Source organism: Rhodopseudomonas palustris (genome assembly GCF_034479375.1).
In the GTDB taxonomy this organism is placed as follows: domain Bacteria; phylum Pseudomonadota; class Alphaproteobacteria; order Rhizobiales; family Xanthobacteraceae; genus Rhodopseudomonas; species Rhodopseudomonas palustris_M.
Window position 1 is genome coordinate 975,795 of record NZ_CP140155.1, and the last position, 19,624, is coordinate 995,418.

The following is a 19,624-nucleotide window of genomic DNA, read 5'->3' on the forward strand; positions in this document are numbered from 1 at the left end:
ATCCCGCGTATTTGGTCCAACCATTCTACTTTTGTCGGAAGGATGGGGTCAATGACTCGCGCTCTATGGCGGGGTCCGTCGGTTTGGCCTATATATGGTTGAGGTTTCGAACCAATTCCGATTGAAATGAGTGTTTCACAGATGCCGGCCAAATCCCCAGTCGAAGCTGCGCCGATCACGCAGTTCCAACGAATCCGCTCGGCGCGGGCGTTCGACGAGATTGCCGCGCAGATCCGGACCGAACTGGCCACCGGCAGGCTTGCGGTCGGCAATCGCCTGCCGTCGGAGCGGGCGTTGTCCGAGCAATTCGGGGTGTCGCGGAACACGCTGCGCGAGGCGCTGCGTTCGCTCGAGCATGCCGGGCTGATTCGTCTCCAGAAGGGCGCCCACGGCGGTGCCTTCATCAGCCAGCACAGCGGCGAGGCGATCGCCACGGGGCTCATGGACATGGATCACGTCGGCTCGATCCTGCCGGCGCAACTCACCGAGGCCCGGATCTGGCTGGAAGCAGTGGTCGTGCGCGAAGCGTGCCGGCGTGCAACGGCCGCCGACATCGACATGCTCAACCGCAATATCGACGAGGCGCAAGAAGCCCGGCGGCAGGGCGACTTCGTCGGGCGCGCCGAGCGGCACATCGAATTTCATCGGATGCTCGCGCGCCTGACAGACAACCCGATCATGGTCATCGTCATGAACGGCGTGCTCGACGTGCTGACGCATTTCGTGCAGCGGATCGGCGACTACGATAACAGCTTCGTCTTGCCGTCACGTCGCCGCTTCATGGAACATTTCGCGGCCGGTGATGCCGACGCGGCGGTGGCCGAGATGGAAGCCTGCCTGAAACGGCTGCAGCGCAGCTACATGTCGCGCATACAAGCCGGGGAGGGCGCCTCGACTCCCAAGGCTGCGCCACGCGTCCGCCGCGCGCCGCCTGCCTCCCGTCGATAGCTCGCAGGCGCCGATCTTTCAGCGCCCACGACGCGGAAGGCTGCCACCTGCGGGCTTACGACGCCGCCGTTTCTGCCGCCGATTGTCCAGAACCGAACCGACCGGGCAAGTGCGCTCGGCCGGCGCGGCGTGCCGTTGACATCGATTTCGAGCGTCGATACCATGCCAATGGTTCAACCAATAGGTCGGCAGTAAATGGCTTCGAAACCATCTCTTGGTGAGACGCTGGCGGTGTTGCTCGCGCGCGACATGGTCGACGGTGAAAAGGTCATCATCGGGACCAATTCCGATATCCAACTCGCGGCGTGTAATCTCGCTCGGCACATGCAGGCGCCACGGCTGTGGTGGATCTCCGGCCCCGGCGGAATGGTCAATCCGACCCGTGATCACCTGCTCTCGACTGCCGACTTCGAGAACATCGAGTCCGCGGAGTCCTGGATGGACCTTCCGGTGATGATCGACTTCATCGACTGGAAAATTCACTTCTTCGACTTCGCCATCTTGTCGGCGCTGCAGGTCGACCGGTTCGGCAACATCAACACTGTGGTGGTCGGAGATCAGCGCAAGCCGAAATTGCGCGGACCCGGAACGGTCGGTATCAGCGCGTTGTGTGGCCTCGCGAAGCGCTTCTATGTGTGCCTGACCCGGCATGACCGCAGCGCCTTCGTGCCCCGCGTCGATTTCCTGTGTGGCGCCGGCCACATGGAAGGGGGCGACTCGCGAGAGCGGATGGGGCTGCCGCCGGGCGGTCCCAAGTTGATCCTGTCGCCGCTCGGCGTGTTTGATTTCGAGCCCGTCAGCAAGTCCATGCGCGTGAAGTCGATCAGTCCGGGTGTGACGCTCGAGCAAATTCGCGACAACACGGCATTCGACCTCGTGGTCGAGGACGTCCCGCCGACGACGGTGATGCCGGCCGGTCACGAACTCGATCTGCTGCGCACCCACGTCGACCGACGCGGTGAACTTCGGCGAAAATTCCCCTGAGCGCGCGGCTCCTCCCATAAGACCGACAGGCAAGCTGTAGTCCCATGACAAAGAGCAAGATCGTATCAATCGACGAGGCCGTCGCAGAGATACCAGACGGTGCCAAAGTCGCGCTCGGCGGCTGGATCTTCAATTCACAGCCGATGGCGCTGGTTCGCGCGCTGATCCGCAAAGGCGCGCGCGACCTGAATCTGATTCCCGCCCCAGGATCGATCGCGCCCGACATGCTGATCGGTGCAGGGTGCGCCGCTTCGACGGTCTGTGTCTTCATCAGCTTCGAGCAATTCGGCCTCGCACCGCATTTCCGCCGCCAGGCTGAAAGCGGCGCGCTGAAGGTCTACGACCTGGACGGCCCGGCGATCGCGGGCGGTTTGCGAGCGGGCATCTGCGATCTCCCCTATATGCCTATCCCTGATCTGGGGACTGATCTACCCAAATATGCACCAGAGCACTATTGGCCGCTGCCGTCCAAGCCCGGCGAACGCAAGATGCTCGCGGTCGCGGCGGTCAAGCCGGACGTGTGCCTGTTGCATGCGCAACAGGCGGATGAGCATGGTAACGTCCAGCACCTGGGGCCGCCGTTCTTCGACGCGATGATCGCGCAGGCGTCGCGCAAGGTGATCGTCTCGGTCGACCGCATCGTTTCCACGGACACCATCCGGCGCAATAACCATCTGACCAAATTGCCGAGCGCCATGGTGGACGCGATCGTCGAAGCGCCGTTCGGCGCGCATCCAACGACGTCGCCGTCCCTCTATCGGGCGGACGACGCGCATCTGAAGGAATACGTAAAGAGCAGCGCGAGCACCGATGCCTTCGTTGGCTATCTCGACCGCTACGTGCGCGGCGTCGCGCACAGCGGCTATCTCGATAAGATCGGTGGCAGTCGACTCGCGGCGCTCGGCGTGTCTGAAACGAACCTGAAGTGAGTAGCGACATGGCGACAGCGAACGGATCCGCTCGCCCGGGGATTCTCGACGGCATCCGCGTGCTGGACTTCACCGCCATGATGTCCGGACCCTATTGCACGCGGCTGATGGCAGACCTCGGCGCTGAGGTCATCAAAGTCGAGCCGCCGGAAGGCGACCACATTCGTCTCCGGCCGCCACTGCGGGATGGGCGGAGCGCTTACTTCGCGCAGCTCAACGCCGGCAAGAGCAGCATTGCGTTGGACCTCAAGCGGCCAGAAGCGCGAAAACTGATTCACGAGTTGGTTCCGCATTGCGATGTCCTGGTGGAGAACTATCGGCCCGGCGTGATGCAGCGCCTTGGGCTGGATTACGATAAGCTGGCGATGCTCAACCCGAAGCTGGTGTATTGCTCGATCTCGGGTTTCGGCCAGGAAGGCTCGTGGTCGGGACGGAGCGCCTATGCACCTGTGCTGCACGCCACGTCGGGCTACGACATGGCCAACCTCGACTATCAGGAAGGCGATATCAATCGGCCGCTGAAAAACGGCATCTTCATCGCCGACGTTCTGGGCGGTTCGACCGCGTTCGGCGCGATCCAGGCTGCTCTGTTCCGGGTGCTGAAGACCGGGCAGGGCGATCATGTCGACGTGTCCCTGCTCGACGCAATGGTCAGCATGCTGGTCTACGAGTGTCAGGAGGCGCAGTTCCCGGCGGAGCGTCGCCGTCCGCTGTACCGGCCGACGCAGGCGAGCGACGGTTTCCTGCTGGTTGCGCCGGTGAGCCAGAACAATTTCGAGGCTCTGGCGCGCGGCGTCGGTCATCCGGAGTGGATCGGCGATTCACGCTTCGCCACCAGTAGCGACCGTGAACATAACTGGTCCGAACTGATGAGCCTCCTGGACGAGTGGGCGCTGACGCGGACGGCCGCCGACTGCGAGGCGACTCTGACCATAGCCGGCGTACCCTGTTCTCAATACCGTACCCTCCGCGAGACGATGGCGCTGCCGCCGATTCAAGAGCGCGGTGTGCTCGAGGAGATCGACGACGGAGCGGGACCGCTGCGGATCCCGAACGCGGCATTCCGTTTCGGACACAGCGCTACCCGCGTCCGGAACAAAGTGCCTTCGCTCGGCGAAGACGGCTCGCGGTTGCTGAGCACGCTGCTCGGGCTGAACGCGCAGGCGATCGAGGAGCTGCGGAACAGTGGGGTGCTGCGTGGCACCGAAGAGATCGCTGCGGCAGCCGAGTAAGTGCACGATCGCGCGGGATCTTGGCAAGGCAGGCTCCCGGCGCTATAGTCGAATGGTTGAACCAATAAGAAAATAGCCTCGCCGGGAGTGGGGCACGGGCGGTCCGCGCAACGTCGCAACGGGCCTGCCATGTCGGGAGGAGAGCGGAGTTGAGCGCCACGAGCTATGCGATTCCCGAGACGATCACCACGGTGCTGACCGATCCGACCGCCTATGGCGATCGGCGCATCTTCGACGCCTATCGCTGGCTGCGCGCCAATCAGCCGCTGGGGTTGGCGGAGGCGCGGGGCTTCAGCCCGTTCTGGGTGGTGACGCGTCATGCCGACGTGCAGACGGTCAGTCAGCAGCCCAAGCTCTTCCGCAGCAGCGATCGTGCGGTGGCGCTGCTGAGCCGCAAGGCGGAAGCCAAGATCGCGGAGGCGACGGGCGGCAACGGCTTCCTTCGGACCCTGGTGCAGATGGATGCGCCCGACCATCCGAAGTTTCGCGCGCTGACACAGAAGTGGTTCACGCCCGGCAATCTGCGCGGGATCGAGGGCAAGATCCGAGATATCGCGCGCAACTATGCCGATCGCCTCGTCGCTTCGGACGGACGCTGCGATTTCGTCTCCGAGGTCGCGCTCGGATTCCCGCTGCGCGTGGTCATGAGCATCCTGGGCGTCGCCCCGGAGCACGAACCGAAGATGCTGCGTCTGACGCAGGAATTCTTCGGAGTTAAGGATCCGGACGCGGCGCGCAAAGGGGCGACCGACGGCGTCACCGCGCTGTCGGACGTGATCGCTGAGTTTGGCGAGTTCTTCTCCGCGATCGTCGCGGACCGCCGCGCCAACCCGACCGAGGACCTTGCCAGCATCATCGCCAATGCTTGCATCGACGGGGCGCCGATCTCAGATCTAGACGCGCTGAGCTACTTCGTGACGATCGCGACCGCCGGGCACGACACCACATCGTCCTCGAGCGCGGGAGGGATGTGGGCACTTTGCGAGCATCCGGAAAAGTTCGACAAGCTGAAGGCCGATCCGGCGCTGATCCCCGGCTTCGTCGATGAAGCGATCCGCTGGACCACGCCGGTGAAGCACTTCATGCGCACGGCTGCGGACGACACCGATCTTGCCGGTCGTCCCATCAGACGCGGCGACTGGCTGATGCTGTGTTACGCCTCTGCCAACCGCGACGAAGCCGTCTTCCAAGACCCGGACGCGTTCCTGATCGATCGTTCGCCGAACCGTCATCTTGCGTTCGGCTACGGCGCTCATCTGTGCCTCGGGCAGTATCTGGCCAAGCTCGAGATGCGCATTCTGTTCGAAGAACTGCTGCAACGCCTCTCGTCGGTCGAATTCGACGGGAGCGGTGCGATGACGGTTTCGTGGTTCGTCAACGGACCGAAGCGCCTGCCGATTCGCTACCGACTCCATTGACCAGCCATCAGCAAAGGCCGCAGTCCCGGCGTCTGATCGGTCACGCATGCAGGGAGGCAAGGCAAAGATGAAGATTACAGTAGCCGTGGCGCATGCGCCGGAGCGCCCGTTCGAACTGATCGAGTGCGATCTGGCGGACGACCTGGCGCCGGACGAGGTGCTGGTACGTGTGGTGGCCTGTGGCATCTGCCACACCGACCTCGCCGTGAAGCTGCAGCACATTCCTGTGCCGCTACCGAAGGTGCTGGGCCACGAAGGCGCAGGCGTGATCGAACGCGTCGGTGCCCAGACGGTCGGCCTTGCAGAAGGCGACCATGTGCTGATGAGCTTCGGCTCCTGTGGCGGCTGCGAGGAGTGCCGGCTTGGCGCCCCCGGCTATTGCGACGAATTCGGGATGATCAACCTGTTCGGCCAGCGGCGCCTCGGCTCCGGGCTGCGCTATCGCGGCGCGGCACTCGGCGCCTCCTTCTTCGCGCAGTCCGCCTTCGCGAGCCACGCGATCGCCACGGTCCGGAACGTCGTCAAGATCGACAAGGATCTGCCGCTCGACCTGTTGGCGCCGTTCGGCTGCGGCATCCAGACAGGGGCGGGCGCGGTGCTGAATGTTCTTTCGCCGAAGGCAGGCGCGTCGATTGCCGTCTTCGGGGTCGGCGCCGTCGGAATGGCCGCAATCATGGCTGCCAAGCTGGCGGGCTGCAGCAATATCATCGCTGTCGATGTTCGCGGCGATCGGCTCGTCCTCGCGCGCGAGATCGGAGCGACGCATACGATCGATGGCCGGACGCCTGAACTCGCAAAAGCGGTGGCAGCTCTCGGCCGCGGCCGCGGCGTCGATCATTCGCTCGACACCACCGGCGTGCCCGACGTCGTCACGGCTTCGATTGCATGCCTACGCCAGCGGGGTTCGTCGGCGCAGGTGGCGGCGCCGCCGCGCGGTACGCGGTTTGCTGCAGAAGCCAACGTGCTGGTCGGGGGCGGCCTGACGATGCGCGGAGTGATCGAGGGCGACGCTGTTCCTCAGTTGTTCTTGCCGCAGCTCGTCGAGTTCTTCCGGCAGGGGCGGCTGCCGATCGACCAGATCGTCAGCTTCTACCCGTTCGAACAGATTAACCGGGCCATCGAAGACATGGAGAGCGGCGCGACGGTGAAGCCGGTGTTGCGCATGAGCTGACGACAAGCGGGAGGACGTAGATGCAAGGCGCGGATTGGGACCAGGCGATCGTCGACTATAAAACCTGCGGAGCGCTCGACAAGCCGCACCCGTTGTTTTCGGTGCTGCGCCGCGAGGATCCCGTGCACTGAACCGAGCCGTCCGGCTTTCGTCCGTTCTGGACCATCAGCAGGCATCAGGACGTCATCGAGATCGAACGCCAGCACGAACGTTTCGTCAACGCGCCGCGCACCAAGCTGCTGTCGCTGGATTTCGAGGCCAAGATCCGGCAGGCGATGGCTGGGCGGCCGATGCTGGTACGCGCCATCAACCAGATGGATAATCCCGGCCAGGCCAAGTACAAAGAGATCACTCACGCCTGGTTTCAGCCGCGCCAGGTCCGGCATCTCGAGGAGCGCATCGGAAAGCTCGCGCGGGCCAGCGAACTAACCGGCGAGCCGGCGTGGACCGAAACGTCCTTCGTCGGCGGACTGAAGCGGCTTCCGATCCGCTTCAGGAGCGTTCATTAGCCGATCGCGGCTCCGCTCGCTGCAATGAAACCGAAATCGGCCTGACTGGAATGGAGCCTGGAATGGATTTGGCGCAAAGCGAAGCGCAGCAGATGCTGCGCCATAGCATCGAACGGTATGTGACAGAGCATTACGATCAGCAGCGACGGCGGCAGGCGGCGCAGGATCCGGGCGGTTTCAAGCGCGCGAATTGGCAAGCCTTCGCGGACCTCGGCTGGCTCGGGCTTCCGTTCGCAGAGGACGTCGGAGGCGTCGGCGGCGGATCGGTCGAGGTCGCGATTTTGATGGAGGAGTTCGGCCGGGGTCTCGCGACCGAGCCGTTCCTCGGCACGGTGCTGCTCGCCGGCGCGTTGATTGCGAAGTGCGGCACGCCGGAGCAACAAGCGGAACTGCTGCAGCCGGTCATCGAAGGTCATACGCTGCTGTCTTTTGCCCATTACGAGACCGACGCGCGAGCCGGCCTCTCGACGGTGCGAACCGCCGCGCTGCGAAGCGGTTCGGGCTGGATGCTGCAAGGCCACAAGACCAATGTGCTGGACGGCGGATCTGCCGACAGTCACGTCGTGTCGGCGCGGCTGCCTGATGCGGAGGGCGGCGGGATAGCGCTGTTCGTGATGCCCAAAGACGCTGTCGGCCTGACGCTGCGGGATGCGCCGCGCCTCGGCGGAGGCCGTGTTGCCGATCTGACGTTCGATCACGTCGTGCTCGCGTCCGATGCGAGGCTCGGAAGCAGCGCAGACGAAATGACCGCGATCGAAGCAGCCATCGATCGTGCGATCGCTGCGATCGGCGCCGAGGCGGCCGGCCTGATGCGGAGCATGTTCGAAGCGACGCTCGAGTACACTAAAGTGCGCAAGCAATTCGGCCGACCGCTCTCGGCCAACCAGGTGATCCGTCACCGGCTGGTCGATATGTATGTGCAATGCGAGGAGGCGAAAGCGATGGCCTCGCGCGCGGCGTTGATGATCGACGCCGAGGATGTCGCCATCGAGCGCTCGCTCGTCGCCTCCGGCGCCAAGGTCAAGATCGGCCGCTGCGCGCGCAACGTCGCCGAACAGGCGATTCAGCTGCACGGCGCCATGGGCGTGACGGACGAACTCGACCTCGGGATCTACTTCAAACGTCTGCTGGTGTTCGAGGCGATGTTCGGCAGCGTCGAATATCATCTGCGCCGCCACGTCGAATTGCTCGCGCGATCCCGTCCGGAATGAGGTCCATCATGTCACTATCGTTCACCCCCGACGAATTGCGATTTCGAGACGAGGTGCGTGAGTTCATTGCAGCGCGTCTTTCTCCTGAAATGCGCCGGGCGACCTCTCTCAGCGTCTCCTTCTTCTCCGACCCCGACCTGGTCGCGCCGTGGCAGGCGGCCTTGAACGAGCGCGGCTGGGTCGCGCCGGGTTGGCCGGCCGAGCACGGCGGTCCCGGCTGGACGGCGACCCAGCGCTGGATCTTCGAATCCGAATGCTCGCGTGCCGGCGCACCCCAGCTGTCCCCGATGGGGATCAAGATGGTCGGGCCGGTGCTGATCCGCTTTGGAACGCCAGCGCAGAAGAATTTCTACCTGCCGCGCATTCTGAGCGGCGAGGATCGATGGTGCCAGGGCTATTCGGAGCCCGGCTCCGGCTCCGATCTCGCATCGTTGAAGACGCGCGCCGTACGCGACGGCGACCACTACGTCGTAAGTGGTACCAAAATCTGGACCACGCACGCGCACTTCGCCAACCGTATGTTCGCGCTGGTTCGCACCAGCGACGAGCCGCGACAACAGGATGGCATCAGCTTCCTGTTGATCGACATGGATTCGCCGGGGATCACCATCCGTCCGATCCTGATGATTAGCGGCGATCACGATGTCAATCAGGTGTTCTTCGACGACGTCCGCGTGCCGGTGGGCAATCTGGTCGGCGAGCAGGGGCGGGGGTGGACTTACGGCAAGTATCTGCTCGAGTTCGAGCGGGGCGGGGGCGTCAACTCGCCGAAGTTGCGCGCAGCGCTGGAGAAGGTGCGGAACCTGGCCGGCTCGGACCTGTCGCATCGGGCGATCGCCTATCCGGAAATCGCCATGAGGTTGTCGGAGATCGAGCTCGATCTGCAGACGCTGGAGTTCGCTGAATTGCAGGTTCTATCTGCGCTGCAGCGAGGCGAGAACCCTGGGCCGGTGTCGTCGTTGCTGAAGTTGCGCGCCAGCGAGATTCACCAGGCGATTTCGCGCGTCGGCGTCGATGTCGTGGGACAGAACCTGATGGTCGAAGAACGGCGCAGGCCGCTGGCGGCTCTCAACGAAGAACTGCTTGTTTCCCCGGAGGTGCTCAGCGTCGTGCCTCGTCACCTCAACGGTCGCGCAAACACGATCTTCGGGGGCAGCTCGGAGATCCAGCGCGACATCATCGCCAAACAGGTGCTGGGGCTTTGACGCCCTGAAGCCTTGGAGGAGCGCGAAGACGTATCGTCGACGGCCCCCGGCCTGAATGGTCCGAAATGCAAAAGGCCGGGAGCGATCCCGGCCTTTTCTTCCGATGCGCCATATTTGAGGGGAGATACCCTCAATCCTGATCGGGGGCGAACATTGGAATCATCGCACCGTCATCGGCGGGCTTGAAAACGACATGCACGCGCTGACCGATCCTCAGCGCGTCGAGATCGCAGTCCACAATATTGGTCAGCATCGTGATCCCCTCGTCGAGGCGCACATAGGCGATTGCATAGGGGATGGGGCCGGCGCGGCGGGTGACACTGACGCTGTAGATCTCGCCTTTGCCCGAAACGGATCGCCAGTCGGTGTCGCCGAGGCAATACGGGCAGAGCGGTCGAGGATACCAATGCAGCTTGCCGCAGCCGCCGCAGGCTTTGACCTGCAGCGAGCCAGCGGCGGTCGCGGCGAAGAACGGTTCGGTGGCGGAGTCGTGAACTGCTGCTCCGAGAGCTCGGTCCTGGTACATCGTTGTCATCTCACGCACGCTCCATGATGAGGGTGGCACTGCCGTGGCGGGAGCCGAGCAGGCCGCCGGTACCTTGGGCCAACGCGACTTTGCAGTCCGGCACCTGCACCGCGGGATGGGCTTCGCCGCGCAATTGGCGGACTGCCTCGATCACCTTTGTGATGCCGCCGCGGTTGGCCGGATGGTTGTTGCACAGGCCGCCGCCGTCGGTGTTGAACGGCAGCCTCCCGACTCCCGAGATGAGATTTCCGTCGGCGACGAAACGGCCGCCCTTGCCCTTGTCACAGAATCCGAGATCTTCGAGCTGCATCAGTACCGTGATGGTGAAGCTGTCGTAGATCGATGCGTATTGGATGTCGGACGGCCTGACGCCAGCCTCTTCGAACGCGCGCGGGCCAGACCACGCGGCCCCCGAATAGGTGAGGTCGACCTGACCGTTCAACTGCCCCTTGATGGCTTCGCCGGCGCCGAGCACGTTGATGATGGCGCGCCTCAGTGACCGCGCGATCTCCGGACGCACGACGACCAGCGCGCCGCCGCCGTCGCTGACGACGCAGCAATCGAGACGGTGCAGCGGGTCGGAAATCATCGGCGAGGCGAGCACCTCGTCGACCGTCACGACGTCACGCAGCATCGCGTTGGGGTTGTGTTGCGCATGGGTGGCGGCCGCCACCTTGATCCAGGCGAGTTGCTCGCTTGTGGTGCCGAACTCATACATGTGCCGCGCCGCGGCGAGTGCATACATGTTGACGGTGACGGGCGCATACGGTGCTTCCCAGGGCACGTCCGGCGTGCCGGCTCCGACGAGCCTCGGCGCGACGCCGCTCGACCCTTCGCTGCGCGGCCGGCCGGCGAGCGTGATCAGAGCCACGTCGCATTTGCCAAGAGCGATCGCCTGCGCAGCGTGTGAGACGTGGATCAGATACGCCGATCCGCCGGTGTCGGTGGTATCGACATGGCGCGGGCGAAGCCCGAGATAGTCCGCCATGCTGTTGGCGCCCAAGCCAGGCGCATCGCCCGCGCAGAAGTAGCCGTCGACATCTTCGAGGCGCAGGCCGGCGTCTTCGAGGGCGCCGCGCGCGCATTCGGCGTGCAATTGGGCGACGGTTTTGTCGTGGGCTTTGCGGGTCGGATGCTCATAGGCGCCTGCGATGCAGGCCTTGCGTCGAATGCTCATCATGTCCTCGAGCTGATGTTCGGATCGTGGTGGGCCGTCTGCGTGAAGCATCGTTGACCATCACGGGCAGCGCATATATCATTGGTTCAACCAAAGGCCAATAGTCGATCCGCGGTGGAGGATCGATCCGGGGAGCGACGTCAATATGGTGGACTACGCGAAGACTCTCGCCTGGCGCTCGGGGGACGTGCGCCACGCCCACACGGCGAAGGATACGATCCTCTACGCACTCGGCGCTGGCGGCGGAAGCAATCCGCAAGACGAGCGGCAGCTGCGCTTGGTCTACGAAAAAGATCTGGTGGCGCTGCCGACGATGGCGACCGTGCTGGCCTCGCCCGGCGCGTGGATGCGGGACCACGCGGAACTCGGCATCAATTTCGGGAAGATGGTGCACGGCGAGCAGTCCGTGCAAATCCACACCCCGCTTCCTGCCAGCGGAAGTCTGGTGGGCAGGAGCCGCGTCGCACGGCTCGTCGACAAGGGTGAGGGCAAGGGCGCCATCATGCATGTCGAAAAGGAGTTGTGGGACGAGGCCGCCGACACGTTGGTGGCGACCTGCGAACAGGTTCTGTTCTTGCGCGGTGACGGTGGGTTCGCGCGGGCCGGCGGCGGCGATGAGCCCGCCGCTGCACCTGAGCCCGTGCCCGGCCGTTCCCCCGATCAAATCGTGACGATGCCGACGAGGCCCGATCAGGCGGCGCTGTATCGGCTCTCGGGCGATCTCAATCCGCTGCACATCGACCCTGACTTCGCGAGCAAGGCCGGCTTTCCCCGGCCGATCCTGCACGGATTGGCGACCTATGGCTTCGCATGCCGCGGGCTGATCGAGAGCTTCTGCGACGGAGACCCCAGGGCGCTGACGGCGATCCGCGCGCGGATGTCCGCGCCCGTGTTTCCCGGCGATACCATCAGGCTGGAATGCTGGCGTCTCGGCAGACGCATCGCCTTTCAGGCGCGGGTGGTCGAGCGCGACGCGCTGGTGCTGAGCCACGGATGGGCAGCGATCTGATCCCGCAAGGCCGGTAGGCCAATGACGAACTTCACGATGAACTGAGGAAACGAGGATCCAAGAATGACGAAGAACATGGTGTCTCTGCAAGGCCGGACGGTCGTCGTCACCGGCGCCGCACAAGGGATCGGCAAGGCGACGACCGAACTTGCGATTGAACTCGGCGCGAATGTCGTGGCGGTCGATCTCAACGGCGCGGCGCTCGAGACCGTCCTCGCCGCCCTGCCGCAAGATCGTGTGATGAAAGTGGTCGGCAGCGTCACGGACGCCGCGCTCGCCGCCGAGGCGGTCGATGAGGCGGTCGGTAGATTCGGCACGGTGAATGGGCTTGTGAACAATGCCGGCATCATCCGGCCCGCGATGATCGAGAAGATGAGTGTGCATCAGTGGCAGGAAGTCGTCGATGTGCATCTGACCGGCGCGTTTCTCTGGCTGCAGGCAGTGGGCCGCCATCTGGTTCAGCGGGCCAAGGACGGCGACACATCGGGCGGCGCCATCGTCAACATCTCCTCCGACGCCGGTCGTAAAGGGTCGATCGGCCAGATCAACTATGCGGCCGCCAAGGCCGGTCTGCTCGGAATCACCATGACGGCCGCGCGGGAGTGGGGCAAGTACAACATCCGCGCCAATTCGATCTGCTTCGGAGTGGTCGAGACGCCAATGACCGAGGTCGTGCGCGGGGAAAAATTCAGGGAAGGAATGCTGGCGCAGATCCCGCTTGCGAGATGGGCAACCCCGGAAGAGGTCGTACGAACCGTCTGCTTCCTGCTATCCGATGCGTCGTCATACACCACCGGACAGCATATTGGCGTCAATGGCGGCTTCCACATCAGCCTTTGATTGGTCCCCGCCTTCGCTCCTCCCTGGGGCATCTCCGAATCGTGGGATGTAAACACAGGCGAAGGCGAAACTCGCGGCGGGCTACACCGAAGATGTGGCCCGCCGTCTTTTCATTCTGTCAGTCAGCCGTCATCGGGGCACCGGTCAGGGTCCAGCTGTTTCCATCGAAAACGGCGATCCGAAGCGTCTTGAACGGTGTGTAGTCCTCCGGCGTGATACTGATCGTGAGGCCTGGCAGCATCATCGGCATCCGCTGACCGTGCAGTGACGTCGCCTGACGCACCAGGTTTTCGCGCGTCAGATCGTCGCCGCAGCTCTTCAGCACCGCGCCAAGAGTGTTGACGTTGGTGTAGGCCACCAGCACGGAATAATCGTCGGGATTGACCGACGAAGCGTACTTCTTGAGGAATTCCTTGTAGGCCTTGACTTCGGCGTCGTCGGCCCAGGCGGGATCGCCTGGCTGTTTCAGATATTGCGTGGTGACGACACCGCGGGAGGCCGCGAGTCCGGCTGGCTTAAGCACCGTCTCCACGGAGGCGGTCGATCCGCCGATAATGTGCAGCGGATGCCAGTCCAACTCGTGCACCTTGCGGATCGACTGCGCCGCCGCCTTGGCGGAGGATTGTTCGATCAGCGTGTCGATGCCCGCCGCCTTCAATTGAACGATCTGCGAGTCGATCGTGGGGTCGGTGACCTCGTACGAGGCCGTGATCAGGACGGCGTTCGCCTTTCCGCCGAGCCCGGCGCGCAGGCCCTTCACATAGTCCCTACCGAAGTCGTCGTTCTGATAGAGCACGCCGATTTTAGCGTCGGGCTTAGCGGCGAGGATGTATTTTCCGATCACCCGGCCTTCAGTCTCGAAATCGGGATAGAGCGGAATGGTCCAGGGAAACTGCTTGGGATCATTGAAGCGCCGGCCGCCCGCGGTGATGAAGAGTTGCGGCACTTTCTTTGTGTTGAGAAACTTCTGAACCGCGACGTTGGGGGCGGTGCCGATGGTGCCGACCTCGGCCAGCACGCCGACGTCGTCGACCAGCTTACGCGACTGTTCGATTGCCTTCGGCGCACTGTAGGCATTGTCAAGCTGTGTGAAGCTGATCTTGCGGCCGTTGATGCCGCCACGCTCGTTGATCATCGTGAAATAACCGACCACGGCGCGGCCGGCCCCCGCGCCGAACGCGGAGGCCGGGCCGCTGAGCGGCGTCGACTGGCCGAGCTTGATCTCGGTGTCGCTGACACCGGGCCCGTGGGCTTTCTGCGCATGGGCGGGCACGATGCACAGTATCGCGGCGGCGACGATTGAACTTGAAGTCGGGAACGTTCGATGGTGCAAGGTTTCCTCCCCACGCGTTTTTGGCTTTTGCTTATCGAAGTAGCTCACGCGCGATCACAAGTCGCTGGATCTGGTTGGTGCCTTCGAAGATCTGCGTCAGCTTGGCGTCGCGCATCATTCGTTCGACCGGATAGTCCATGGTATAGCCATAGCCGCCGAACACCTGCACGGCGTCGGTTGTGACCTTCATCGCCATGTCGCTGCTGAAGCACTTCGCCATGCTGGCAAGCAGGTTCAGACGCTTCCAGTCGCCGGCGTCGCCGGCACGCGCGCATTCGTAGACCAGCGCTCGCGCGGCCTCGATCTGCATGGCCATGTCGGCCAGCATGAACTGGACGCCCTGGAATTCGGAAATGCTCTTCTTGAATTGCTTGCGTTCCTTGGCGTAGGCGAGGCTGGCCTCGAACGCTCCCTGGGCGAGCCCGACGCATTGCGCGCCGATCGTCGGGCGATTGAGGTCGAGCGCTCGCATCGAGGCCTTGAAGCCTTTGCCTTCCTCACCGACGAGGTTCTCGACGGGCACACGGACGTTGTCGAGGAAGATCGGCGTGTTCGGCGCGCCGCGGAATCCCATCTTGCGTTCGTGGCGTCCGAAGCTGATGCCAGGCATCGTCTTCGGCTCGAGGATGAACGCGCTGATCCCGTCCGAGCCGGGGCTGTCGCTGGTGCGCGCCATGAGAACGATGTAGTCGGCCGCAACGCCGTAGCTGCACCACTGCTTTCGGCCGTTGATGATGTAGCTGTCGCCGTCCTTGCGCGCGCGGGTCGAGAGCGCGGAGACGTCGGAGCCAGCCTGCGGCTCGGAGATCGCAATCGCGGTGACGACCCCGCCTTCGGCGACGATAGGAAGGAACCGCTTGCGCTGCTCCTCTGACCCGAAATGCAGCAGCGGCATGATGAACATGGTGTTCAGGCCGGCGATCGACGCGCACGCCGGTGAGACCTTCGAGATCTCCTCGCGTGCGATGCACATCATCGTGAGATTGCCGTTCGGGCCGCCATATTGCTCCGGGACCCAGAGCTGCATCAGCCCCATGTCACCGAACAGCTTGACGAGTTCCTCGGGGAAGCGGTCGGTCTCGTCGATCTCGGCCGCGATTGGAGCCACGTGCTTGGCGACGACCTTTCGAATGCTGTCGCGAAACGCGACTTGCTCCTCAGTGAAGTTCATTGGAAGGCGGGTCTCCTTGCTGATATGTGAAATCAATGGTTGGACCAATCTACCCGCTTGGCGAGGGGATGACAAGGCGCCATTGTTGGGAGGCCGATGCGGGTGGGAAGTCGTCTGTCGCAAGTGCGCGCCTGCAGCTTCGCTGCTGCAGTGCGATGCTCAACGGGACGAGCCGACGCGGCCACCAGACGCTAGTCTAGGTGATCGAAGCAGCCGGAAGCGGACCGTTGCCGACGCAGGCCGCCTTCATTGAGTCTCGGGCCGACCGCGGCCGTTGGTACAGATTGGCCCCTTCTCGCGCGGCGGCGACGCCTCTCTCAATGGCCTTATGAGGCTGCGGACGTCGATGCGCCTGGGGGACTAGTCGAGCAGCGCCGCGAGCGTACCGCTTCCTGTCTGGCGCATGGCCGGGCTCGGAACACGCCGAGGCGAACGATCTGCGCAGCAGACCGTCCGGGGCGTTCTGCGGCGGACCGACATGCGCCGCTCTGGCCGACGTCGGCCCCCGCTATCGGTTCCTAGGGTCGGCAGGGCCTGCCGCCGAGCCAGCCTTGGCGATTGTCAGCATGCACTTGAGGAAATGGGCGCGGTCGTCCTTGCTGAGCGGCCCAAGCATGAGCTCCTGCAACTCCGCCGCTGCCGGAACCACACCGAGCAAGGCCTCTGTGCCCGTGGGTGTGATCTCGACCTGGATGGAGCGCCGATCTTCGGCATTGACCGCCTTGGCAACCAGTTTTCGCGCAGTCATGCGCTTCAGCATCTCGCTCAGGGTGTTGCGGTCGCAACAGATGCGTTCGGCCAGAACCGATGGGGTGAGGGGGCTTTGCTGGTATAGCGCCATCAGTACGCCGAACTGGCGCGGCGTGATTTCGCTTTGCCGCGTCACCGCCTGATACAGCACGTCGTAACGGGCATCGAGCAACCGGATCAGAAAGCCGATTCCGCCTTCGAGTTGCCAGTCGCGCGCAAGCGCCGCGGCCTGCGGCGCCTTTGTTGTCTTCTTCTCAGCCGCCATTATGTGGTTGATCCGATTGCGATCCTGTCGATCCCAAGCAGTTAGCAGGTGCGGCAAGCGATCACAATCCCAGGAGGCCGGTCGGCTCGCGCTCGCAGCTCTTGCATATCATCCGTGTTAGTAATACGCATACGTAATATAAGCTGGTTTGCAACGAACAGGACCGGCAAGGGAGGACGGCTTGCAACTGCGCGAATTCCTGTCCGTTCCCTATCTGCTCGAGGCCGAAGCTGTCGAAGCCGCGCCGGGCCAGTGGCTCGTGCGCTTGACCTATCCAGAGCTGCCCGGGTGCGTCGCCGAAGGCGCGGTGGTTGAACACGCGCTGCGTGATCTGGAGCGGCGCCGGATCGAGACCATCCTCGACCTGCTCGAAGACGGCCACGAGCCGCCGGTCCCGCGGCCGCCGCTGGCCGGGGCCGACCCGCTGTGGACTGCACGCGATCTCGGCCTCGCCGATCGCGTCGCCGCACTCGCTGACAATCCACGCGCGCCTGTGGCGCGCGGCTGAATATCCATGGAGGACGATCATGCTGTCGCATGAAGACAACGAACGGTTGGTGCGGGTGGCCAAGGGCACGCCGCTCGGCGATCTGTTTCGGCTGTACTGGATCCCGTTCCTGCCGTCGGACGATCTGACCAGCGACGGCCAGCCGAAGCGCGTTCGCCTGCTCGGCGAGGATCTGGTTGCGTTTCGCGACTCCGAGGGCCGCGTCGGCCTGGTGGATCAGGCCTGTCCGCACCGCGGCGCGCCGATGGTGTTCGCCCGCAACGAAGATTGCGGCCTGCGCTGCGTCTACCATGGCTGGAAGTTCGACGTCAGCGGTGCGGTGGTCGACATGCCGGCGGAGCCGGTACGTAGTCGCCTGAAGGATCGGGTGCGGATCAAGGCCTATGCGTGTCGCGAACGCAACGGGATGATCTGGACCTATATGGGGCCGGATCAGAGCGAGCCGCCGCAACTGCCGAACGTCGAATGGAATCTGGTTCCGAAGGAACAGGTGCATATCTCGATCCGAGTCCAGGAATGCAACTGGCTGCAGGCGGTCGAGGGCGAAATCGATTCCGCGCACGCGCCGCTGCTGCATGGCCGGCTCGACTCACAAGGCACCACCAGCGCCTGGATCCAGAAGCGCGACCTGCGCCCAACCTTCGAATGCGTCAAGCAGGATTTCGGCATGAGCATCGCGGCGCGGCGCAACTACGACGCCAACACGCTGTATTGGCGCGTCAACCAGTTCATGCTGCCATTCTACACCTTGGTTCCGCCGCTGTCGCCGTTCCCCGATCTCAGCGGGCATGCTTGGGTGCCGATCGACGACGAGAACACGCTGTGCATCATGTTCTCGTATCATCCCTCAGAGCCGCTGCGGGCGAAGACTCGCGAGATCTTCGCCGAAGGCCACAACGGCCGCGAGAGCGGCCACGCCAGCCGCCACGCGCTGGTTCAGCAACCGCCGACCGTCCCCTATGCGGGCTACTGGACCAAATACACCCCGCAGAACGGCTTTCAGTTCGACTACCAGGCGCAGCAGACGACTTGGTTCTCCGGGCTTCCCGGGCTCTGGGTGCAGGACGGGGCGTGCCAGAGCGGCGTGTCGCCGATTTTTGATCGCACCAAGGAAAATCTCTGCTCCAGCGACACCGGCATCGCGATGACCCGGCGTTTCATCCTCGAAGCGCTCGGTGCTTATCGCGATCACGGCACCAAACCGAAGGGCGTCACCGATCCTGACGTGTTCATGGTGCGGGCGGTGTCGATGCGGCTGCCGCCCGAAGATTCTTGGGTCGATGTCGGTGCTCCCTTCATGCGGGCGGAACTGGGCGCCGATTTCGGCTACGAACTGTGAGGGAGGCCCGGCCATGCTGGCTCTCGCATCCGGTCAGATGAACCCGTCCCCGGGGGAGTCCGCCTTATCGGCCGCCGTCGGCGCGGCGGGCGACGGCCTGCTCGCGCTGCGCGTCAAGCGGATCTGTTACGAGGCCGAGACCATCAACTCCTACGAACTGACCGGGCAAGCCGGCGTGGAGCTTCCGCCGTTCACCGCCGGCAGCCACATCGACCTGCATTTGCCGAACGGTGTGATCCGCAGCTACTCGCTGGTGAACGACCCGGCCGAGCGGCATCGCTACGTCGTCGCGGTGAACCGGGACGCGGACAGCCGCGGCGGCTCGCGCTATGTGCACGACACGTTGAAGGCCGGCGACCTGATCAACGTCTCGCAGCCCCGCAATCACTTTCCGCTGCGGGAAGACGCGCGCCACAGCGTGCTGATTGCCGGCGGAATCGGCGTGACGCCGCTGCTGTCGATGATCCGCCGGCTCGAGGTCCTGGGACGCGGCTGGGAGCTGTTCTACGCGGCGCGCAGGCGCGGCGCGGCCGCGTTCCTCGACGAGTTGCACGCGCTGCGCGCCGACGGGCACCTCAACCTGCACGTCGATTTCGACGACGAGCGGGGCGGCCGGCCGTTCGATCTGGTCGCGATCGTGCGCGCCGCGCCGGCCGATGCGCATCTGTACTGCTGCGGGCCGCTGCCGATGCTCGCCGCTTTCGAGGCCGCAACAGCGGACCGCCCGGCGGGCCACGTCCACGTCGAATACTTCAAGCCGAAGGAGGCCCCCGCGCTCGTTGGCGGCTTCACCGTCAGGCTGGCGCGCAGCAACCAGACAATTGCCGTACAGCCGGGACAGACGATCCTCGACGCGCTGCTCGGCGCCGGAATCGCCGCCAATTACGCCTGCTCCGAAGGGCTGTGCGGCACCTGCGAAACGCGGGTGTTGGACGGCGCGCCCGATCACCGCGACCAGTTCCTGAGCGAGGACGAACGGGCCTCCAACCGCACCATCATGATCTGCTGCTCGGGCGCGAAATCCGACACGCTCGTGCTCGACCTCTGACCGCAACGACAAAAACAATCCGGGTGGAAACAACGTGAAAGCAACATCGTC

General features: G+C 64.2%; 19 protein-coding genes. 13 read left to right on the forward strand and 6 right to left on the reverse strand.

What is annotated here, in order from left to right; translation table 11 throughout:
* Positions 1-141: 141 nt before the first annotated feature.
* From SR870_RS04235 to SR870_RS04260, 6 genes are all read left to right on the forward strand, one after another.
* On the forward strand, positions 142-948 hold the full coding sequence (locus SR870_RS04235) for a FadR/GntR family transcriptional regulator (protein WP_322516800.1): 807 nt from the start codon (positions 142-144) through the stop codon (positions 946-948).
* Positions 949-1,143: 195 nt separating this feature from the next.
* Positions 1,144-1,932, forward strand: a complete 789-nt coding sequence (locus tag SR870_RS04240; protein WP_322516801.1) for a CoA-transferase subunit beta — start codon at positions 1,144-1,146, stop codon at positions 1,930-1,932.
* A 44-nt stretch (positions 1,933-1,976) separates the two neighbouring features.
* The gene (locus SR870_RS04245; RefSeq protein WP_322516802.1) at positions 1,977-2,861 is read left to right on the forward strand and encodes a CoA transferase subunit A; all 885 of its coding nucleotides are present in this window, start codon (positions 1,977-1,979) and stop codon (positions 2,859-2,861) included.
* A gap of 8 nt (positions 2,862-2,869) precedes the next feature.
* Positions 2,870-4,093 (forward strand): CoA transferase, encoded by a 1,224-nt coding sequence (locus tag SR870_RS04250; protein WP_322516803.1) that lies wholly within the window; start codon positions 2,870-2,872, stop codon positions 4,091-4,093.
* A gap of 149 nt (positions 4,094-4,242) precedes the next feature.
* Positions 4,243-5,511, forward strand: a complete 1,269-nt coding sequence (locus SR870_RS04255; RefSeq protein ID WP_322516804.1) for a cytochrome P450 — start codon at positions 4,243-4,245, stop codon at positions 5,509-5,511.
* Between the two features lie 67 nt (positions 5,512-5,578).
* Positions 5,579-6,682, forward strand: coding sequence for an NAD(P)-dependent alcohol dehydrogenase (locus tag SR870_RS04260; RefSeq protein WP_322516805.1), 1,104 nt, complete (start codon positions 5,579-5,581; stop codon positions 6,680-6,682).
* Here the strand turns inward: SR870_RS04260 and SR870_RS04265 are convergent.
* Positions 6,601-7,068, reverse strand: a complete 468-nt coding sequence (locus SR870_RS04265) for a hypothetical protein (RefSeq protein ID WP_322516806.1) — start codon at positions 7,066-7,068, stop codon at positions 6,601-6,603. The genes SR870_RS04260 and SR870_RS04265 overlap by 82 nt on opposite strands.
* Before the next feature lie 185 nt (positions 7,069-7,253).
* On the opposite strand from SR870_RS04265, the gene SR870_RS04270 reads away from it, so the two are divergent.
* Positions 7,254-8,402, forward strand: coding sequence for an acyl-CoA dehydrogenase (locus SR870_RS04270; RefSeq protein WP_322518187.1), 1,149 nt, complete (start codon positions 7,254-7,256; stop codon positions 8,400-8,402).
* Positions 8,403-8,410: 8 nt separating this feature from the next.
* Entirely contained in the window at positions 8,411-9,607 is a 1,197-nt protein-coding gene (locus tag SR870_RS04275) for an acyl-CoA dehydrogenase family protein (RefSeq protein WP_322516807.1), read from the forward strand.
* Between the two features lie 130 nt (positions 9,608-9,737).
* On the opposite strand, the gene SR870_RS04280 is transcribed toward SR870_RS04275, so the two are convergent.
* Together SR870_RS04280 and SR870_RS04285 are read right to left on the reverse strand one after the other, a co-directional pair.
* A complete protein-coding gene (locus tag SR870_RS04280; RefSeq protein WP_322516808.1) occupies positions 9,738-10,142 on the reverse strand; it encodes a Zn-ribbon domain-containing OB-fold protein in 405 nt (134 codons plus the stop codon).
* A 1-nt stretch (position 10,143) separates the two neighbouring features.
* Positions 10,144-11,310 (reverse strand): thiolase domain-containing protein, encoded by a 1,167-nt coding sequence (locus SR870_RS04285; RefSeq protein WP_322516809.1) that lies wholly within the window; start codon positions 11,308-11,310, stop codon positions 10,144-10,146.
* Positions 11,311-11,455: 145 nt separating this feature from the next.
* Between SR870_RS04285 and SR870_RS04290 the strand changes: the two genes are divergently transcribed.
* Positions 11,456-12,319, forward strand: coding sequence for a MaoC/PaaZ C-terminal domain-containing protein (locus SR870_RS04290; protein ID WP_322516810.1), 864 nt, complete (start codon positions 11,456-11,458; stop codon positions 12,317-12,319).
* Positions 12,320-12,382: 63 nt separating this feature from the next.
* Positions 12,383-13,159: an SDR family NAD(P)-dependent oxidoreductase gene (locus tag SR870_RS04295; protein ID WP_322516811.1), complete on the forward strand. Its 777-nt coding sequence runs from the start codon at positions 12,383-12,385 to the stop codon at positions 13,157-13,159.
* Positions 13,160-13,277: 118 nt separating this feature from the next.
* On the opposite strand, the gene SR870_RS04300 is transcribed toward SR870_RS04295, so the two are convergent.
* The 3 genes from SR870_RS04300 to SR870_RS04310 all read right to left on the reverse strand — a co-directional run bounded on the left by SR870_RS04300 (position 13,278) and on the right by SR870_RS04310 (position 16,678).
* The gene (locus tag SR870_RS04300) at positions 13,278-14,492 is read right to left on the reverse strand and encodes an ABC transporter substrate-binding protein (RefSeq protein ID WP_322518188.1); all 1,215 of its coding nucleotides are present in this window, start codon (positions 14,490-14,492) and stop codon (positions 13,278-13,280) included.
* 31 nt (positions 14,493-14,523) lie between these two features.
* On the reverse strand, positions 14,524-15,663 hold the full coding sequence (locus SR870_RS04305) for an acyl-CoA dehydrogenase family protein (protein WP_322516812.1): 1,140 nt from the start codon (positions 15,661-15,663) through the stop codon (positions 14,524-14,526).
* A 508-nt stretch (positions 15,664-16,171) separates the two neighbouring features.
* The gene (locus tag SR870_RS04310; RefSeq protein WP_322516813.1) at positions 16,172-16,678 is read right to left on the reverse strand and encodes a MarR family winged helix-turn-helix transcriptional regulator; all 507 of its coding nucleotides are present in this window, start codon (positions 16,676-16,678) and stop codon (positions 16,172-16,174) included.
* Between the two features lie 181 nt (positions 16,679-16,859).
* Between SR870_RS04310 and SR870_RS04315 the strand changes: the two genes are divergently transcribed.
* The 3 genes from SR870_RS04315 to SR870_RS04325 are packed head-to-tail and all read left to right on the forward strand — an operon-like array spanning position 16,860 to position 19,573.
* Positions 16,860-17,186, forward strand: a complete 327-nt coding sequence (locus tag SR870_RS04315) for a hypothetical protein (RefSeq protein WP_322516814.1) — start codon at positions 16,860-16,862, stop codon at positions 17,184-17,186.
* Between the two features lie 19 nt (positions 17,187-17,205).
* Complete coding sequence (locus SR870_RS04320; protein ID WP_322516815.1) at positions 17,206-18,525, forward strand: Rieske 2Fe-2S domain-containing protein; 1,320 nt, start codon at positions 17,206-17,208, stop codon at positions 18,523-18,525.
* Complete coding sequence (locus SR870_RS04325; protein WP_322516816.1) at positions 18,467-19,573, forward strand: PDR/VanB family oxidoreductase; 1,107 nt, start codon at positions 18,467-18,469, stop codon at positions 19,571-19,573. The genes SR870_RS04320 and SR870_RS04325 overlap by 59 nt, the downstream gene beginning before the upstream one ends.
* Positions 19,574-19,624 lie beyond the last annotated feature (51 nt).

Bases quoted from the DNA above. Each gene is read 5' to 3' on its own strand.
- SR870_RS04235 (WP_322516800.1), top strand. From the start codon at position 142: ATGCCGGCCAAATCCCCAGTCGAAGCTGCGCCGATCACGCAGTTCCAA.
- SR870_RS04240 (WP_322516801.1), top strand. From the start codon at position 1,144: ATGGCTTCGAAACCATCTCTTGGTGAGACGCTGGCGGTGTTGCTCGCG.
- SR870_RS04245 (WP_322516802.1), top strand. From the start codon at position 1,977: ATGACAAAGAGCAAGATCGTATCAATCGACGAGGCCGTCGCAGAGATA.
- SR870_RS04250 (WP_322516803.1), top strand. From the start codon at position 2,870: ATGGCGACAGCGAACGGATCCGCTCGCCCGGGGATTCTCGACGGCATC.
- SR870_RS04260 (WP_322516805.1), top strand. From the start codon at position 5,579: ATGAAGATTACAGTAGCCGTGGCGCATGCGCCGGAGCGCCCGTTCGAA.
- SR870_RS04265 (WP_322516806.1), bottom strand. From the start codon at position 7,068: ATGCCGGACCTGGCGCGGCTGAAACCAGGCGTGAGTGATCTCTTTGTA.
- SR870_RS04270 (WP_322518187.1), top strand. From the start codon at position 7,254: ATGGATTTGGCGCAAAGCGAAGCGCAGCAGATGCTGCGCCATAGCATC.
- SR870_RS04275 (WP_322516807.1), top strand. From the start codon at position 8,411: ATGTCACTATCGTTCACCCCCGACGAATTGCGATTTCGAGACGAGGTG.
- SR870_RS04280 (WP_322516808.1), bottom strand. From the start codon at position 10,142: ATGACAACGATGTACCAGGACCGAGCTCTCGGAGCAGCAGTTCACGAC.
- SR870_RS04285 (WP_322516809.1), bottom strand. From the start codon at position 11,310: ATGAGCATTCGACGCAAGGCCTGCATCGCAGGCGCCTATGAGCATCCG.
- SR870_RS04290 (WP_322516810.1), top strand. From the start codon at position 11,456: ATGGTGGACTACGCGAAGACTCTCGCCTGGCGCTCGGGGGACGTGCGC.
- SR870_RS04295 (WP_322516811.1), top strand. From the start codon at position 12,383: ATGACGAAGAACATGGTGTCTCTGCAAGGCCGGACGGTCGTCGTCACC.
- SR870_RS04305 (WP_322516812.1), bottom strand. From the start codon at position 15,663: ATGAACTTCACTGAGGAGCAAGTCGCGTTTCGCGACAGCATTCGAAAG.
- SR870_RS04310 (WP_322516813.1), bottom strand. From the start codon at position 16,678: ATGGCGGCTGAGAAGAAGACAACAAAGGCGCCGCAGGCCGCGGCGCTT.
- SR870_RS04320 (WP_322516815.1), top strand. From the start codon at position 17,206: ATGCTGTCGCATGAAGACAACGAACGGTTGGTGCGGGTGGCCAAGGGC.
- SR870_RS04325 (WP_322516816.1), top strand. From the start codon at position 18,467: ATGTCGGTGCTCCCTTCATGCGGGCGGAACTGGGCGCCGATTTCGGCT.